Annotated in this window: 14 protein-coding genes and 1 CRISPR repeat array; all 14 genes read left to right on the top strand. The window is 61.1% G+C overall.

Translation table 11 applies throughout. From position 1 onward, the window contains the following. The first annotated feature begins 37 nt into the window (after nucleotides 1-37). The 14 genes from cmr1 to cas2 all read left to right on the top strand — a co-directional run bounded on the left by cmr1 (nucleotide 38) and on the right by cas2 (nucleotide 16456). Nucleotides 38-1633 (top strand): type III-B CRISPR module RAMP protein Cmr1, encoded by a 1596-nt coding sequence (gene cmr1, locus Q8O14_11775; GenBank protein MDP2361405.1) that lies wholly within the window; start codon nucleotides 38-40, stop codon nucleotides 1631-1633. Then, on the top strand, nucleotides 1630-3351 hold the full coding sequence (gene cas10, locus Q8O14_11770; GenBank protein ID MDP2361404.1) for a type III-B CRISPR-associated protein Cas10/Cmr2: 1722 nt from the start codon (nucleotides 1630-1632) through the stop codon (nucleotides 3349-3351). The genes cmr1 and cas10 overlap by 4 nt, the downstream gene beginning before the upstream one ends. A 14-nt stretch (nucleotides 3352-3365) precedes the next feature. Then, nucleotides 3366-4487 (top strand): type III-B CRISPR module-associated Cmr3 family protein, encoded by a 1122-nt coding sequence (locus tag Q8O14_11765; GenBank protein ID MDP2361403.1) that lies wholly within the window; start codon nucleotides 3366-3368, stop codon nucleotides 4485-4487. Nucleotides 4488-4502: 15 nt separating this feature from the next. Continuing rightward, complete coding sequence (gene cmr4, locus Q8O14_11760) at nucleotides 4503-5357, top strand: type III-B CRISPR module RAMP protein Cmr4 (GenBank protein MDP2361402.1); 855 nt, start codon at nucleotides 4503-4505, stop codon at nucleotides 5355-5357. Nucleotides 5358-5365: 8 nt separating this feature from the next. After that, nucleotides 5366-5758, top strand: a complete 393-nt coding sequence (gene cmr5, locus Q8O14_11755) for a type III-B CRISPR module-associated protein Cmr5 (GenBank protein ID MDP2361401.1) — start codon at nucleotides 5366-5368, stop codon at nucleotides 5756-5758. Further along, on the top strand, nucleotides 5755-6528 hold the full coding sequence (cmr6, locus tag Q8O14_11750; protein ID MDP2361400.1) for a type III-B CRISPR module RAMP protein Cmr6: 774 nt from the start codon (nucleotides 5755-5757) through the stop codon (nucleotides 6526-6528). Before cmr5 ends, cmr6 begins: the two co-directional genes overlap by 4 nt. Continuing rightward, nucleotides 6525-7304: a hypothetical protein gene (locus tag Q8O14_11745; GenBank protein MDP2361399.1), complete on the top strand. Its 780-nt coding sequence runs from the start codon at nucleotides 6525-6527 to the stop codon at nucleotides 7302-7304. Before cmr6 ends, Q8O14_11745 begins: the two co-directional genes overlap by 4 nt. Then, the gene (locus Q8O14_11740; GenBank protein ID MDP2361398.1) at nucleotides 7304-7627 is read left to right on the top strand and encodes a DUF1874 domain-containing protein; all 324 of its coding nucleotides are present in this window, start codon (nucleotides 7304-7306) and stop codon (nucleotides 7625-7627) included. Before Q8O14_11745 ends, Q8O14_11740 begins: the two co-directional genes overlap by 1 nt. Before the next feature lie 31 nt (nucleotides 7628-7658). Continuing rightward, nucleotides 7659-9899 carry an MBL fold metallo-hydrolase gene (locus Q8O14_11735; protein MDP2361397.1) on the top strand — a complete coding sequence of 747 codons (2241 nt, stop codon included), beginning with the start codon at nucleotides 7659-7661 and terminating at the stop codon, nucleotides 9897-9899. Between the two features lie 257 nt (nucleotides 9900-10156). Further along, nucleotides 10157-11836: a hypothetical protein gene (locus Q8O14_11730; protein MDP2361396.1), complete on the top strand. Its 1680-nt coding sequence runs from the start codon at nucleotides 10157-10159 to the stop codon at nucleotides 11834-11836. 510 nt (nucleotides 11837-12346) lie between these two features. Then, nucleotides 12347-12679, top strand: a complete 333-nt coding sequence (locus Q8O14_11725) for a YkvA family protein (GenBank protein ID MDP2361395.1) — start codon at nucleotides 12347-12349, stop codon at nucleotides 12677-12679. Between the two features lie 237 nt (nucleotides 12680-12916). Continuing rightward, on the top strand, nucleotides 12917-13366 hold the full coding sequence (locus Q8O14_11720) for a YkvA family protein (GenBank protein ID MDP2361394.1): 450 nt from the start codon (nucleotides 12917-12919) through the stop codon (nucleotides 13364-13366). Between the two features lie 167 nt (nucleotides 13367-13533). After that, on the top strand, nucleotides 13534-16134 hold the full coding sequence (cas1, locus tag Q8O14_11715; protein ID MDP2361393.1) for a CRISPR-associated endonuclease Cas1: 2601 nt from the start codon (nucleotides 13534-13536) through the stop codon (nucleotides 16132-16134). A 52-nt stretch (nucleotides 16135-16186) separates the two neighbouring features. Next, the gene (gene cas2, locus Q8O14_11710; protein ID MDP2361392.1) at nucleotides 16187-16456 is read left to right on the top strand and encodes a CRISPR-associated endonuclease Cas2; all 270 of its coding nucleotides are present in this window, start codon (nucleotides 16187-16189) and stop codon (nucleotides 16454-16456) included. Nucleotides 16457-16922: 466 nt separating this feature from the next. Next, nucleotides 16923-17762: a CRISPR direct-repeat array (repeat unit 35 nt; unit sequence CTATCAGCTTGAATGGCCCGAAGGGGCATTAAGAC). Nucleotides 17763-17813: the final 51 nt, after the last annotated feature.

Below are 17813 nucleotides of genomic sequence, written 5' to 3'. Positions count from 1 at the left end.
ATGTAGACAAGGACCAGAAATTGAACAGGAGCCTCGCATGACGCGCAAACGAACGACGGTTCCACTTCCGCAGGACTGGGATCCGCAACGGGCGAGTGAAGCCCTCCAGCGCTCCACATTCACATACGCTTGTGAAGTTGTGACACCCTTGTTTGGCGGGGGGGTGAAGGCCGGCGTGGTGGATGCTGAAATGCCCGTCCGGGCCACCACGATCCGAGGCCAGCTTCGCTTCTTCTGGAGACTACTCAACCGACAGCGGTTTATACATGACGGCAAGGTGAATTTCGAGGATCTCTTCGTTGAGGAGCGATCAATCTTCGGCGGACTGGGCAACTCGGGTACAATTGCTGCAAGTCGGATTGCTGTGCACATCAGCAATGTCCGCAATTTTGGGATAGGGGCAGCCGCCAAGTACAGCAGGAGGCCAGACGGGAACTTGAAGACTCTTCCGGACTGGGAAGATTGGGCTGGCGGACAGGCAGTGGGATATGCGTTGTTTCCAGCCCAAGGCAGCGCCAGTAGAGAGAGAATCAGGGTGGAACCGAGTTTGCTGGCTAGGCCTGGATTCCGGTTTGATCTATCCATCGATATCGACGCTAGCCTGTGTGGTAAGAAGAGTGGGCAAGTGGAGGAGGCAGTTCGTTGGTGGGCTAGTTTCGGTGGAGTTGGAGCTCGAACCCGACGTGGCGCAGGCGCAGTTTTTGTCACCTTTGAGGACAAATCCCTAGTACCCGTGTCACGCGAGGATGCGCAGAGCAAAGGCTGCACGCTTGTTGTGCAGCAAACAGTCTTTGCAAAACCAGTTGCAGCATGGAGTGCGGCAATTGCCGCGCTGCAGACTTTCCGCCAAGGAGTGGGATTAGCACGCGAATCCGGCAACAACAACAGACCTGGCCGCAGCCGATGGCCAGAGCCGGACGCAATCCGGAGGATCGTCGGGACAAACTCGCCGGGTCACAAGCCGGTTTACAGGGCAGACAATTGGTTTCCTAGGGCAGCCTTTGGACTGCCTATTATCTTCCATTTCAAGGATGCCGATGCAGGCGATCCTCACAATTCTACCCTGCACCCAGTTATGGCAGACAGGATGGCGAGTCCGTTGGTGATACGGCCGTATTGGAACGGCAGTGATTGGTTGGCAGCCGCCCTACTTATGCCTATCGAAGAACCTGACCAGTTGATACTTGCTGTTGATGATGCACAGCATGCGGTCAAGACCTGGCCTGTTGATCCAAGAGAACAAATGGTCATCTGCGATTCATTTGAACCGATGAGTTCATACGCTGATGATGGCGTTTCTGACCCGCTGTCCGTCTTCTTGGCTTACTTCGCCGAACTTGGCTCTACCAGCACATCATCTGTAAACCTCTCTGATGTCTTACCACACCAATCCAATGAGCAGATTTGGACTGGAGCACAGATCAACCAAGACAAGAAGAACGGCTCCCTGACCGCGAAGCAGATGAAAAAGGGGAGACCGTCGGGAAGCTCGGCATTCGCCCATGCAGATGACGCGGAGCAGCTAATCCTTCAATTGCCGATCGGGTTACAGGAGAAGCTGAAAAGGAATCCAATAACAGCAACGGCAGTCGTCGTCGACAAGACGCTCATCAGAATCGAGGTGCAAACATGAGCGCTCGTCATTTGCTTGGAATCACCTTCGGTCCCGTGCAGGACTTCATAGCCGCCGCCCGTCGCACATCGGACTTGTGGGCAGGCTCGCAGTTACTCAGTTCTGCCTCGCGCGCCGCGGCACGGAGTCTTGAAGACCAAGGTGCGACACTGGTGTATCCGCCTTCTTCCAGCATTCGGGCGGACGGAGACGTGCCCAACGTGGTAGTGGCCATCCTGGAGGGAAGCGGAGACGAGGTCAGGTCCCTTTGTCGTGCCGCCCAGGATGCAGCCCGCTCCAAACTGGTCGAAGTGGGAGAGAAGGTGTTGAGCGACTGGCCAGGCTTGCGGGAGGATCGCTACCGGGCACAGCTCACCGACGCACTGGAAGCCTATTCTGCCTGGGTACCAATGGATGCAGGCTTCGGACCCGCATTCCGGAGCCTGGGGCTGGCCATGGCAGCACGCAAGGCCACGCGAAACTTCGAACCCCACCGGCACGGGGCCAAAGCGCCGAAGAACAGTCTGGACGGTCTCCGGGAGACAGTCCTGCCGGATAAATCATCCAGCATCCTGAGCAAAAAGCTGCGCTTGAGCAAGGGAGAACAATTGGATGCCCTGGGTGTTGTGAAACGACACCTGGGCCGGCAGGAGTCCTTCGCCGCCCTCACCCGGGTGGCTAGCCAAGAATGGTTGCAGACCTTGGATCCAGCGCACCTGAAAACCTTGATCGATGTCCATGAGCCGATGGTCAATCTGGAAGTGGTTAGGAGGACCAAGGCAAGCCAGTTCAGCGCTTTCCCTTATGACGCCTCCCTGTTGTATCCCAATCGCTTGGCGGCCGAGCGTCGGGAGTCCCCAGATGCAGCATTGCACCTTGATCGGCTGCAACAGGTGTTGAACCACCTATGGAAGCAGGTTGGCCAGCCACTGTCCTATGTGGCCCTCCTCCTGGCGGACGGCAATCGCATGGGGCGCTACCTCCAGCAAGTGGCAAAATCCAACGATCCTCCCGGTTTGGAGCTTCATGGAAGGTTGTCGCAAGGTATGGTGAACTTCGCGGACGAGGCACGACGAAAGGTGACCCGGCTTGGCGGGCAGGTGGTCTACGCCGGTGGTGACGACGTCATGGCCCTGGTGCCGGTGCATCAGGTGTTGAATGCAGCCCGTGAACTGGATCAGGCCTTCCAAGCCCAGTTGGCATCACTGCCAGGAGACGAGAAACCCAATCTGCGAGTGGGCGTGGCCGTGGCGCACATGGTCGAGCCCTTGGGCAACATCCGGGGTTGGGCTCATGACGAGGAGAGATTGGCCAAGGGTGACGGCTCCGATCCATCCCGTGCGCATGCCCTTTCCGTCTGTGTCTATCAGCGAGGCGGAGGCCAGTTGCGCACTCGTCTCAGTTTCGACCAAACAAATGATTTCGACGCATTGGAACAGTGGATGTCGGCCTATCGCGCCAAGCGGCTGGCCAGTCGCCTTGCCTACCAAATTCGCGGCATCGCCGAACGCGGCGAGCAACAAAGATTGAGTGATGGGGTGGTCGAGGCAGAGTTTGAGCGCCTGATGCTTCGCCAGCAAAAGGGGGACGACGGATCCAAACTGGACGACGATCTGGCCCTTGGGATCCGAACAAGATTGGGCGAGCTAGGCAATTTGCGCCAATTGGGGACTGAGATGATCCTGGCACGCTGGCTGTCGGCGCGGACCGAGAAGGACCTTTCCCGGGGGAACCAATGAAGCACACCTGTACGATGGAAGCCGTGACGCCATTGGTCTTCCGCGGCGGGAGGCCCTTTGGCGAGGGTAGTCGTGACGGAGGGCGCTTCCCCTGGCCCTCCAGCACGACGGGGGCTTGGCGAACCGCCTGGATGAGAGAGGCCGGGTTGGGAGCGGATCGGGCTGCAGAAACGCTTTCGCACCCTGTCGTGGGTCCCTTTCTCATGCGAAAGCACTCAACAGGTTGGGAACTGCATGTTCCAATGCCAGCGGATGCCTTGCGGCTGGATGATGGCGGGGGGCTTGTGCGGTTGTCGCCCCGTCTTTTGCCAGACGGGGTGGGAACGGATTTGCCTGCTGGACTTCTACCGCTTGCATTGCCAGAAGGAGTGGGATTGTCCAAGCCTGGTCGCTTGCCGTCCTTCTTGCCACTCCGCATGCTGCGGGATTGGGATGAGGGTCGAGAAGTGGCAGTGTCTGATCTGCCTCCGAACCCTTCGCCCTTCCAGCATATCAGGACCAGCACCCATGTGGGGCTTGAGCGCGGGCGAATGGCGGCAGAGGAAGGCCGTCTGTTCCAGGTGCAGGCGCTGGATTTCGAACGTCCACGCCGTGTGGATGGCAAAGGCTACGAGACGGAAGCCTGGTGTCTGGCCGTGCGCACGGCATCCCCGTTGAAGTCGACATTGGCCACGGTGGGAGGCGAGCGCGGTTTGGCTTGGCTGGAAGAGGCTGATCCGGATCCCTTGTCCCCCTCGGAAGGATGGGTGGAGCAATTCCGGCAGGTCCGCAGGCTGGTCGTCACCTTCCTCACGCCGGCCTTGTTTGATGGTGGTTGGCGACCGTCTTGGCTGGGCGCGGATGGCGTTGGCGAGCCGCCGGGCATCACCGGTTTGCGCCTGCGGCTGGTGGCGGCAGCCCTGGGTCGCTGGGAAGGCATCTCCGGATGGGATCTGGCTGAATGGAAGCCCAAACCCATGCGGCGGGCTGTACCTGCGGGGAGTACTTACTGGTTTGATGTGGAATCCCGGCCCGATGACCCCAATTGGCCGGAGCATGTCTGGTTGTCTTCCTGGAGCGACAGTGCCCAGGACCGCCTGGATGGTTGGGGCGCGGTGCTGCCACGGTCGATCACCGCCCAGGAGATTGAATCCTAAGACAAGGAGTTGCATATGCATTCGCTTCCGTTCTTCCTGCATGCGTTGAGCCCCGTCCACGTAGGAGTGGGCCAGGCCATCGGAGTGGTGGACCTGCCCATCCAACGTGAAAAGGCAACTCACCTGCCTTACGTGCCGGGATCCGGCCTGAAGGGCGTTCTGCGTGATGAGTTCAAGGATCCGGCGATCCAGAAGACCCTGTTCGGGCCGGACCGGATCAATGAGAATGACAAGGCCCATGCGGGCGCCTTGGCTTTCGGAGACGCCCATCTGCTCATACTTCCCGTGCGCTCCCTGGTAGGCGTGGTGGCATTCGCCACTTCTCCCTTCTTGCTTTCCCGCTATGCCCAGGCCGCTCGTCGCGGCGAAGTTGTAGTCGATGTGCCTTCCATCGATCTCCCAGTCAAAGAGGAGGAAGGCTGGGTGACCAAGGACTGCTCGCTCAGCCTGAACAACCAGGTGGTGCTTGAGGACGCCGACGTGTCGGTAATGGAGTGTGAAGCAGCCCAGAACTGGGCGGTCCACTTGGCGGAAAGACTGCACGAGAAGGAGTTCCGTCCACATTTCACGCGGCGCTTCATCATCGTGTCCGACAGTGTGCTGAGTTATCTGGCCGACACAGGAACAGACGTGCGAGCCCGCGTGCGCATTGACGACGCTCGACAGACAGTGGAGCAAGGGGCCTTGTGGTATGAGGAAAACCTGCCCGCCGAAAGCGTTCTGTTTGGCCTTGTGGGACTGGATATCGCCCGGGACGGCACGAATCTGAACGTGGAGCAGACCTTCCGCGCCACGATGGGCAGTGAGAAACTGGTGCAAGTGGGAGGCAAGGCCACCATTGGGCGTGGCCTGGTGCGGTTCATCCTGTAGGAGGAGAAATGGAACTAAGGCAATCCAGAGTGGCGGAGGAAGCCTTGCAGCGCGTGAAAGACGTCGCTGGCAAGTCCATTGCCAAGGATTATCGGTCCCGGGCAGACAACTTCCCGACGCTGGTGGCCCAGTCCGGCCTGGCCCAGGCCCTGGGTTTTTTGAAGGCCAAGACGGGAGACAGGAAGAAGCCACTTCAGCAGGCCTATGGCGCGTATCACGAGGACCTGCGTCGGGTCATGTGCGCCGGCTGGCCCGCAGCCGGCAGTACGGTGGACGCATTGTTCGAGCGTGTGGTGGCCGCGGATTTGGCCACCTACCAGCTCTACACCAAACAAGCCCTTGATGCGGCGCTCTGGCTCAAGCGCATGAGCCAAGCCTACCTTGAAAGGGAAGCCTCATGACTCGATTGGGACGCACGGCAATCAACCAGTTGCACCGCTGGGTGGAGACTCATCCTAACCGGGGCCTTCACCCGGGTTTGCTGCTGGCCCACGGCATGGAGTCTTGGCCGGTCAAGGGTGACAGTCAGATCAAGGCAAAACTGGTGGAACGCATCACCAACCTGACTCCGGTGGACTTGTATGAACCTGCATTGGCACGCTGGCGCCGGGCCACTTCGGACAAGGAGCGCTTCGCCTCCTTCGAAGCCAAGCTCGGGGGTCGCCTCTACATTGGCGTGACTCGCGATCACCCTCTGGAATCGGGGGTCACCACCTCCCACAGTTACGGCGTGCCAGTCATCCCGGGATCAGCCGTAAAGGGCCTCACCCGATCCGCCGCCTGCGAGCTTCAGGACCAGAATCTCCTGAAACCCGACGCCATTGTCTGGATGTTTGGCGAGGGTGGGGATGATGGAGAAGCGGGCGGTCTGGTGTTTCATGACGCATGGTGGGTGGGCAAGGACAATCCCTTTGTGGCGGAAGTTGTCACCCCTCATCACACAGACTACTACAGCAGTCATGGAAAGAGCCCGGCCACGGACATGGATAGCCCCATCCCGGCTCCCCAGATTGCCGTGCGGGGTTCCTTTTACTTCGTAGTGGAGGGTGATCCGGCATGGTCGCGAGCGGCGGCGCACATCCTGCGGAGTGCGCTGGATCTGCGTGGCATTGGGGCGAAGCGAAACTCCGGCTATGGCTTCTTCAACCCAAGTGAGAAGGACACACGATGAAGATCATGCACAACTGCTGGTTCCCGTCGCGTCTTCCCCTTGGACTGAGACTAGGTCTCGCCTCATTGCTATTCATAGTCGGCACCAGCTGGATTGCCGATGAAGTGCGCGAGATGGTCTTTCGTGGTGAGTCTCACCAACTCTGGGCCTTGACCTCAGCTGTTGTGATGATGGCACTTGGAGCATCCTGCTTGCTTGCCCTGGCCGAAGAGATGATCCCCGTACGCAGCTTGGGCCGCTCCGCCACGGTGCAGCCCCACAAGGCCATGATTGCGCTCCTATCTGTTCCCAAGAATCCTGAGAAACTTGAGAAACTGATACAAGAGGACAATGACTTGGACGCAGCCATTGACAGCATGACTGGCGATAGTTGGCAGCAGCTCTTCCGGGGCTTGAGACTCCACAAGGACAGCTTGTCGTGGCTGACATTGGTGACGTCACGCAATGGCAGTGATCAACACACAGAACTGGCTCGGCGCATCATCAAACGCCTCCTTCCCCAGTGCCGTGTGGGTGAAGACACGGTGGATGACTTCGAGGATATTGAAGCCTCGATGTCCGCCCTGCAAAGGCAGCTGAAGCTGTTGCACGAAGAAGGATTCGCTTCCAAGGATATCATCCTGGATGCCACAGGTGGAATGAAGCCCACGTCCATTGCCGTGGCCCTGGCCACCCTGATGGACAAGGAGCTGCAGTTCCAGTATGTGTCCAACAAGGGCAGCTTGTGCAGCTACAATGTAGTGGCGGCCACGCGGAACAACCTATCGGGGTTGTGATGACACGTTACCTGCTCAACTCCGCCCTGTTGACATCCTACGGTGACTACAACCATCAGGGGCCTGTGTCTGTGTCCAAGGCCAGGGAGTGGTTGGACCAAGGCCCCGTGAAGTCGGCCATCGGCCATGCCTCGACGGCTGCCCTGCTTTCCTTTCTGTTGAAGCGTCCGGTGGAGAGAAACCGGGTGGAGGTGGCCATGCTTCCCGGCGACGAGGCCCTGGTCTTGCGTGCCGGCCTCAGGCTTGGCGAGGGTGAGGTGCTGGATGAACAGGCTCTGAGGAACGCTCCGTACGAGATGTCGCTCCTGCGAAGGATGCGCTGATAGTGCCCAATCGGCCACTCCGGGAGGCACCATGAACACCCAACCGCTCCTCACCATCCTCGGCGGCGGTCACGAGATTGGCGCTAACTGCTACCTGCTGGAGTGGGGCGCTGACAGCTACCTGCTGGACGCCGGGCGCCACCCCGGCATCCGCGGCGACGAGGAGCACCCCTGGCGGGAGTTCTTCAGCCTGCCCGACCTGGACCGGCTGACCCGGGCGCCCCGGGCCATCCTCATCAGCCACGCCCACCAGGACCACATCGGCAGCCTGCCCGTTGTGTCGCGTCTCTTTCCGGAGACGCCCATCTACACCACCACCGCCTCGGCCGCCCTCATCCCCCTCATGCTGGCCGACGCCTCGCGCATCCAGCAGCTCTACGATCCCAAGGCGAGAAGCTACCGGCCCGATTACTACTGGGAGACCTTTCTTGACCGGGAGGACATCGAGGCCATCGCCGCCAATCTGCGCCTGCATGCCGTGGAACCCCGCTCCCCCGTGGATCTGCCGGGCGGGCTGCGCGCCGTCTTCCTGCCCAACAGTCACGTGCTGGGCTCGGCCGGCATCCTGCTCGAGCGGGAGGATTACCGTCTTTTCTATACCGGGGACTTCTCCCTGAGCAAGCAGGAACTGCATCCGGCCACCGTGTTGCCTCCGCCCGACTCGGTGGACACCCTGCTCATGGAGAGCACCTACGGCGGCAAATCTGACGAGCTGGACCGGGCGCAGGCCCATCGCGAACTGGGCGACTTCGTGGCGGCGCGCGTGGCCGCCGGCGGATCGGTGGTCATCCCCGTCTTCGCCCTGGGGCGCGCCCAGGACCTCCTGGCCGCCCTGGGCCGGCACAAGGCGGAGGGGCGCCTGCCGGCCGACCTGCCCGTGCATCTGTTCGGCCTGGCGCGCACGGTCACCGAGATTTATCTGCATCAGCAACGCCACCTGGCGCCCAACCTGGCGGGTCTGGACCTGCGCCGGGAGCTGGCCCCCCGCCTGAACGACGAGCGCTGGCCTCTGCTGGGTCCCCGCCGCCCGCGCCCTCAGGGAAAGCGTCCCAGCGCCGTCCAGGAGGACCAGGAGGCCCTGCGCCAGATGCGCTCCTTCCTGGACGAGCGGCCCCGCGTGGTGCTGGCCACCAGCGGCATGCTCAACCCTGGCAGCATGGCCTGGCTGGGCGCGCGGGTTGTGGCGGAGGACGAGCGCCACGGCCTGCTTTTCGTGGGCTACCTGCCCCCCCAGTCCCTCGGCGGACGCCTGCTGGCCGCCCGTCCGGGGGACAGCGTCTCCCTGGGCCGCCTGCCCCGCGCGGGTGGAGCGAGGCTGCACCTGGCCGTGCGCAATCCGCACATGCGCCGCGTCAGCTACAGTGCCCACGCCAGCCGCACGGAGCTGGTGCGCACCGTGGAGCAGATCAGCCCCAAGAACGTCATCCTTGTCCATGGCGACCAGTCGGCCCGCGAGCAACTGGAGGACTGGCTGGAGCACCGCTATCCCGTCCACCTGCCATCCCGGCGCGGCACCCTGCAACTCAACAACGACGGGCCGGACCACGTGCAGGACCTAGGCCTCATCCCCGCCCTGGTCCTGGTCCACGGCCGCAGCCTGTGGGAGCGCGCCGCCGCCGCTCTTCGCGTGGCGGACCCGGACGAGGAGCAGCTGCGCGCCTGGCTGGAGCGCGAAAACGCCGTGCAGGCCAGCGTCGAGACGGCCCTCCTGGCGCGCCATCCCATTCCCATCGGCGCCTGGATCCACCTGGTGGGAGGGGCCGCCGCCCCCTCGCGCCGCATCCGCGCCGTGCTGGCGGAGTGGCTGGGCGGACAGCGCCTCGTGGTCCACGAGCACGCCCTGCCCATCGGCTGCACCCTGCGCCAGGCGGGGGAGGCGGTGGCCGACCTGCTCGCCCTCCATGCCCGCCACAGCCAGGTTCTGGCCTGCGCCGATGATCCGGGCCTGCAGCTCAAGGCCGTGCTCACGGCCGTCACTCTGGACCGCCGGCTGGTCACCTTGAACGAGCGGTGCCTGCCCGAGAGCGCGGGCCACCTGCCCCTGGGCCTGGACCTCTCCCTCTTCCGCAGCCATGCCGGCACCATCGAGGACCTGCTCTTTCCGGCGGCCAGCGAGGATCCGCGCCCCCACCTGGAGCGCCTGCCCGCGCCACTGCGCGACTGTTTCGAGTACGACGAGGACATGCACCGCTTCGCCTGGAGCGACTACGGCCGCCTCTTGCGCCAGCGCTGGCTGAAGGACCTGGATGAGGAGATCCTGGTCGCGGGCTGAGCGTCGCACGCGCTCATGGTCGGCTCGCGCGTTGGGCGCCAGCGGGAGAGCCGCCCCTGGTGGTGGTGCGCCAGCGATTAAAGCACCGGCGCCCACCACTGGCGGCGGGGGTCAGTGCGCAGCCACTACTCAGAAGGGGACTCGCTGCAGCCGGCGGGCAACACATGGCAGGTATTGCTGGCAGCACGCGAAGTGAACCTGCAGACTTATGCAAACGAAAGGCATAAGCTATGAACAATCATAATGAAATCAACTTGATGGATAGATATACATATGGAAGCGCTGCATACATTTTTGAACATGAGGAATCAAGCAGACTTTCGAGGCACAACAAATTGATCAAAATACTAAAAGATCAAACAGCGGTAATAAATAATGCAATGGAAATGTCTTCTGGTAAAAGACTTTATGATGGACTTGTACGTGCTCAATTAAGCGAATTAAGTATTGGTGTAGTCGATAACATTAATGGATTGGCGGAATCTCTTTCGAATAGTATTGGAGAGTCATGTGACAGGGTTGAGAGAGCACTTTTTGATTTGGGGGATAGATTAATTGCTGAATTATCTCTAATAGTATGGGAAAACAAAACTCAGACAACCATTTTGAAGGAAATGAGAGATCTGCAACGTGATAGTCTACGTAATAAAGCTGCACAATTGGTAAGACAAGCATTGGTGCTTATAACTGCAAACGAATTTAATGAGGCGGAGAAGAGAATAGAAAAAGCGCTAGAATACGATATTACGTATTATAACGCATATTACGCTATTGGGATGATTAGAATACATCAGAGCAATGCAGAAGGTGCTATTAGTAGTTTTGAAAAGTCTTTAAGGATAGGAGGATCAATCGGTATAGATGAAAAGCATGAGTCACTATGGGCTATATCTAGAGTTAATTATTCAATTGGAAACTTTGAATTAGCTCTAAAGTTTGCAAAAGCGGCTATTGAGTACAGGGAGTTAAACTTCAGCCGAAGAATGCAGTATGTCGACTATTTACTGAAGAATAATTTGGTTAATGAAGCGATTAACGCGATTAGAGTGGAGATTGAACGAAATCCAAGTAAGGTAGGATTTATGATTACCAGATCGGAATTTAGTAGTATTGAAAATTCAATTAGAGATTGTTACATGAAATTTGTACAACGAATTGAAAATGAGCTAGATGAATTCAAGGCATTATGCGTCTCCATTGTGGAGATTCCAACAAAAATTTCTGCGGTGAAAGCTATTCAAGCATCATTAGAAGAGATATCTAGTTATGTTGATGAAGCGAAGAGAACAAATGATATAGATATTATTGTTTCTATGTCCAAGGTGATAATAAAAATTTCAGTAAATGCGAAAGACTTTAATATAATGAATGATTGTGTAATATCTTTAGAAGCTGAGAAAGAAAGGATTGCATGTGACATAAGAGATCGTGAAGCTGAAGAAAAAAAATGTGAAGATAAAATGAGCTCGATTGAAGGCCTAATTGGAAAAAACAGTAACCGAAGAGGGAAAAATGGTGGTTGGACTATATTGGGTATAATACTCTATTGGCCATTTATGATTCTATTGGTAGTAATGTTTGTAGATGGTTGTAGAACCTATCTTTCTGATCCAGATATCGATAGAGGTGCTGGTAATATGTGGGTTAGAACTTTCCAAATGATAGGATTAACAATAGCCTGGATGATAACATCCGCTGTAATTATAAAGCTAGTCGAAGTAAGTGGAAAGTCGCGAATAAGAACAATACAAGCGCAAATAGATAGATTGAGAGGTAAAAATCATGATAAAAGACATGAAACTTATATCATAGACAAGCAGGAAAAATCCGTAATTGCACAAATTGATGAACTAGGACGAGGTGTGAGGGGGGTTTCTACGATTGCAAAAGGAGTTTTAACGAAGAAAAGTTCACGGAAAATTACTGAGAAGGATTGACATTAATAGAGAGCGCACAAATGGAAAGAAAGCATGTTGGGAAAGCATCTATGAAAAACTACCATTCTAGTGGACCGAATCACGTGAAATGATGGATGATGACGCTTCAGGTTGCTCAGTGCAAGGCGCAGACCCGCAGGCGTAGCGGTGCTACGTCAAGGGGCTGCAACGCGGCAATGGGTGACGTGGGCGCTTCCCGCAGGGTTTGCGTCATGGACTGAGTTCGTAGATGAACAACGGGATCAGCAAACAGAATCCGCCAGATTGCGTGATTCGGTCCACTAGCTGCCGCCGTCCCGTTGAAATTCCCGCCACCCGCCCCTTGTCAGGGCAGGAAGGCCCACCGCGCCCGCCGCCGCACCGTAGCGACGCCAGGGCGCGACCCCTTCCGGCAACCGAAAGGACCTGACCATGAAGAGCGCCTGTGCCCTGTGCCACTCCACCAGCCACTCCACCCTGGACTGCCCCCGCGCCCGCCTGCACGTCAGCGAGGCGGAGGCCCGCGAGCGCATCCGCCGCGTCGAGCGGGGCTTCTGGCCCAAGCTGAGGCGCTGGGCCGGCCGCCTGCCCTTCGTGCGGGACGCCGTCGCCCTCTACCATTGCATGCGGGATCCGCTCACGCCTTTCTGGGTGAAGGCCGCGGCGGCGGGCGCGCTCAGCTACTTCATCTCGCCCGTGGACATGGCGCCGGACCTCATCCCCGTGCTGGGCTTCCTCGATGACGCCGCCGTGCTGGCCGCCGTGGTGTGGACCGTGCGCTCCAGCCTGACGGAGGCCCACTTTGCCCGGGCCGACGAGTGGCTGGGCGGGATGGGCCCCGCCGCCCCGGCGGATGACCGTTGAAAAGGCCCGGGTCCAGCCCCTTGGCTGGGATGACGCGCGCCGTGGCCGGCAGACCGGGGGGGCTGGTGGTTCGGCGGCCGCGTTGCGCCGGCCGGTTTCGGCCGGTCGGCGCCCCTGGCCCGCCGGCTTGAAAAGGCCGCGGGCCGGCCCCTTGGTCCAGGCAGCCGTGGAGGAGAGGAAAGGCGTCGGAGCGGCCGGCGCCACCTCCCGGCGCCCATGAAAAGGAAGGAGCACTCCATGTCCACGACCACCGCCTGCCCCATCTGCCGCCGCCGCGGCCATGGCGCCGCCGCCTGTCCCGACGCCCCGCTGGACCTCCAGGCGCTGCCAACGCTTGGCAATGTCCGGGCGCGCCGGCAGGCGGAGGAGACCGTCCGGACCTTCGACCAGAAGGGGTTCTGGAAGAAGGTGGGGCGCCTGGCCAAGATCCTGCCCTTCATCCGCACCGCCGTGGCCATGTTCTACTGCATGATCGACGGCGCCACGCCCCTGCCCGTCAAGGCGGCCGTGGCCGGGGCGCTGGCCTACTTCGTCATGCCCCTGGACCTGATTCCCGACTTCCTCCCCATCGTCGGCTACGGCGACGACGCCGGGGTGGTGACGGCCACCTACGCCCTGGTGCGCTCCTACGTCAGCGCCGAGCACTATGCCCGCGCCGACCACAAGCTGGGGCTGGACAAATGGTAGGGGAGCGCCGCAGGGGGCGGGCCCGCGCCTCGCCTGCCCCGTCTTCCGACCTGCCATCCTGAGGTGCGCCATGTTGCGGCGCCGGCCTGGTGCCAGCCGGAGGTTCTCCGATGGCGGCTGCTTGTTCCCATCCCCGGCCGGACCGCTTCCAGCCGGAGGAACAACCCATGGACTGGACCCTGCCCGATCTGCGCGAGGCTTGGGAGCGCGTGCGGCGCAAGGGGGCGGCGGGCGGTTTCGACGGCCGCGAGCTGGAGGACTTCCAAACCGACCTGGAGTCGCACCTGACCGGGCTGCTGGAGGATCTCAACCACCGCCACTACTTGCCCGACCCGGCCCTGCGCGTGCGCATCCCCAAGGGGGAGGGCCGCACCCGGCCACTGGGCCTGCTCACCATTCGCGACAAGGTGGCCCAGGTGGCCGTCAAGCCGCGGTTGGAGCAGGTGCTGGAAAAGGTCTTCCATCCCGCCAGCTACGCCTACCGCCCGGACAAGGGCCACCGCAAGGCGTTGGCCCGCGTGGAGCACGAGCTGCAGCGCGGCCTGACCTGGATCGCCGCGGCCGACATCAAGGATTTCTTCGACAGCCTGGACCACGGCCGGCTGCTGGCCGAGGTGGACCGCCATTTCCCCGACCCCTGGCTGCGGGAGCTGCTGCGCATGTGGCTGTGGATCGGGGTGGTGGACCGCGCCCAGGTGGCGGAGACGCCGGCCGGCGTGCAGCAGGGTGGCGTGGTCAGCCCGCTGCTGGCCAATCTCTACCTGAACGAGTTCGACCACCGCCTGGAGCAGGCCGGTCTGACCCACGTGCGCTACGCCGACGACTTCATCCTGCTCTGCGCCACACGTCCCCGCGCCGAGGAGGCCCTGCGCCAGGCCGAGCGCTGGCTGCGTGAGGACTACCGCCTGGCGCTGAACGAGAGCAAGCGCGAGTTGGCGCCCCTGGCCGCCGGCTTCACTTTTCTGGGCGTCTACTTCCAGGGCCGTCGCCGTCGCATCGACCAGAAGAAGGTGAGCAAGGCGGTGGGCAGCATCTACGGCTTCCGGCAGGGGGCGCACCGGCTGGAGGACCTGCTCGGGCGAGCCCGCGCCTCCTTCCGCTCCTGGCATCAGCACTACGCCTTCCTGGAACCCGCCGGCGTCTTCTTCATCTACGACCGCGTGCTGGGCAACGAGATCGGCGCCTTTCTCCAGGCCCAGTACCGGCGCGATCCGGCCCGGCGCAAGAAGGATGACCGCGCCATCCTGGAGCGCATCCCCTGGCTGCTCTACCACACCCGCCGGGAGCAGCGGGAGGACTGGGCGCGGCGCATCCTGGCCTTCCCGCTGGAGAAGCTGGCCGACCCCGCCTACCGCCATCTGCCCTTTCCCCGGGGTGAGCGCCCGGAGGAGGAGTCCGGCGAAGCCCGTGGACCCGCGGCCCCTTTGCGTCCTCCCGCGCCGTGGCGGCAGGAGCTGGAGGCGGCGACCCAAGCGGCGGTTGAGGCAACGCCGGACGCCGCCCATGCAAGGGAGCCGGCCCAGGCCGCGGCTCCCGCCGATCCAGACGTCCAGTCCGGCGCGCCGTCGGTGGCGGCGGTCCAGGCCGAAGCCACGGGCGCTGAGGCCGGACCCTCGTCGCCCGCCACCCTCGGCCCGTCGAAGGCGGTCCCGCCCGCCCCGTCCAACGCCGCGGCGAGTCCCGGCGACCGTCGCCTCAAGGCCCGCCTCTCCCGCCGCCGGCGCAAGGTGGAGCGCCTCTTCCTGGGCCGCCAGACCCTGGTGGTGAGCCGCTCCGGGGCCTGCTTGCGCCGCCAGGGGGAGCGACTGGTGGTGACGGTGGGGGAGGAGAAGCTGGGACAGTGGCCCTTGCGTGACCTGCAGCACGTCTGGCTGCTCACGCGCAACGTCACGGTGACCGGCCATGCCCTTCAGGCTTGCCTGGAGGCGAAGCTGCCCCTGGAGGTGTGCGGGCCGCACGGCCAGGTGATCGGCCGCCTGAGCGGGCCGGAACTGCCCGCCATGCGCTGCGGCGCCGCCCAGGAGCTGCTGCGCGACAAAGCGGGGGGGCTGGCCGTGGCGCGGGAGATGGTGCTGGGCAAGGTGGGCAACCAGCGCAAGCTGCTGCAGTACTTCCGCAAGTCCCGGCGGCGCCAATGCCTGTTCAACGCCGCCTGGAAGGAGCAACACCGGGTGCTGGACCGGGCGCTGGCGCGGCTGGAGGAGATGGACCCGCAGCGCACGACCTTGGACGCCGCCGCTTTCCGCGAACAACTGCGCGCCCAGGAGGCCCAGGCCGCCAAGGCCTACTGGTCCATCGTGCGCTGGGTCCTGCCCCAGGATCTGGACTTTCCGGGCCGCAAGCGCCACGGGGCGCGCGACCTGGTCAACAGCGCCCTCAACTACGGCTACGGCGTCCTCTACAACCACGTCTGGCGCGCCGTGCTGGAGGCGGGGCTCAACCCCTGCGTCGGCTTCATGCACGAGGACCAGCGCGGCAAGCCCACCCTCAGCTTCGATCTGATCGAGGAGTTCCGCGCTCCCATGGTGGACCGGGTGGTCTTCAGCCTTTTCTCCAAGGAGGAGCCCCTGCGCCTGGAGGACGGCCTGCTCTGCCACGCCAGCCGGCGCTTGATCGTCACCAACCTGCTCGAGCGCTGGCAGGCCCCCGCCCGCTATCGTTCGGCGCAGGAGCTGCTGGGGGAGATCCCCGCCCTCCAGGCCAAGCACCTGGCCCGGGTGGTGCTGGGGGAGGAATCCGCCTACCGCAGCTGGTCCTTCCAGTGGTAGACGTGGCCCGGTGCGGCGAGGGAGTTTCGGGAAATGGGGGAGGGGAGGCCACATGGTGGTCATCAGCTATGACATCCAGTCCGCCCAGGTGCGGCGGCGGGTGGTCAAGGTCCTGGCTGGGGTGGGACGACGAGTGCAGAAATCAGTCTGGGAAAGCCGGGTGGAAGGCGAGGCCCTGGCCCAGGTCCGCCGCCGCCTCGCCCGCCTCATCCAGCCCGGCGACAGCGTACGCTACTACCCGCTCTGCTTGGCCTGCTATGGGCGTCTTGTCTCCGACGGCGACGCGGGTCCCGCCTACCGGGAGGCGATGATCAGGCTGTAGTGGATCTGGACTGGGCGCGCGGGGAGCCCTGCGACAAGGGCCGCGCGACACCATGTTGTTGATGGACAAAGAGTCATGCTCCGAGATCGCTGCATCTGTTCAGTGGAAGATTGTCGCAGATGGTAGCGCCCCGGCCTCGGCCCGCCCCATCTTCGACAATCCCTTGGCCCATGGCCGCAGCGGCCCTTGTCCATCAAGGAGATCGCTGTACGAAAAGTGCCACCTTGTCGCAGTTCGACCCGCCGCGTCCCAATTGCGTCAATCTTCGACAAGAGGAAAGCCATGCCTGACAGCCGGATGAGCTGGGAATCCGCCCCTTTGCCGCCACCGTCTCCGACCACCTTTTTGGGGATCTGCGACAATCCGCCCTCCGCCCCCTTGAAGGTGTTGATGGGGAATGATATGCTCTTCCCGCTGGGTGGCCGCCACGCTGTACGAGGAAGGCGGAAGTCCTTGCCCGGGGAATCTATCAGCTTGAATGGCCCGAAGGGGCATTAAGACGCCGTAGACCATGCGCTCGAGAAGCGTCATACAGTTGACGCCTATCAGCTTGAATGGCCCGAAGGGGCATTAAGACACCGGAGAGCGTTTTGTTGATGCCTTGGACTTCCACGGTGAAGTGGCTATCAGCTTGAATGGCCCGAAGGGGCATTAAGACTTCTGGCTCGAAGGATTTCGATTGCCAGCTTTTTGTTTGTCATCTATCAGCTTGAATGGCCCGAAGGGGCATTAAGACGCTTGAGCTTGAGACTGCGCCGCTTCTCACGAGCAACCTCGCGCAACTATCAGCTTGAATGGCCCGAAGGGGCATTAAGACGTCAAGCTAATAATTGACCAAGCTGATACGATTTCATACTTGGCCACCTATCAGCTTGAATGGCCCGAAGGGGCATTAAGACGCCTCAGCATCATCTTTCGAGGTGCCGACGTACACGGGCGGAATCCGACTATCAGCTTGAATGGCCCGAAGGGGCATTAAGACATGCCGGCACGATTGCATACAATTTCTTCATCATTCCTCCTTTTCCCTATCAGCTTGAATGGCCCGAAGGGGCATTAAGACTCCCCCGTGCCCGAGCGCCGCACCAGCATGCTGACGGGCATCTTCCCTATCAGCTTGAATGGCCCGAAGGGGCATTAAGACATCAATCTTAGTATCACGGGGTCGCTCCCGCTTATTCTATTGATCTATCAGCTTGAATGGCCCGAAGGGGCATTAAGACAAATGCCCAACGAAAGCTCCCAGTGGGAGCAAGATAAATCCCCAGGGACTATCAGCTTGAATGGCCCGAAGGGGCATTAAGACGTCGTGTGGCTGATCGGCAGTGAATACCTTGTCGCAAATGTCAGCTATCAG

The sequence above is a fragment of the bacterium genome (assembly GCA_030685015.1).
Classification (GTDB): domain Bacteria; phylum CAIWAD01; class CAIWAD01; order CAIWAD01; family CAIWAD01; genus CAIWAD01.
The sequence above is the reverse complement of the archived record's forward strand: the minus strand, read 5'-3'. Positions and strand labels throughout refer to the sequence as shown.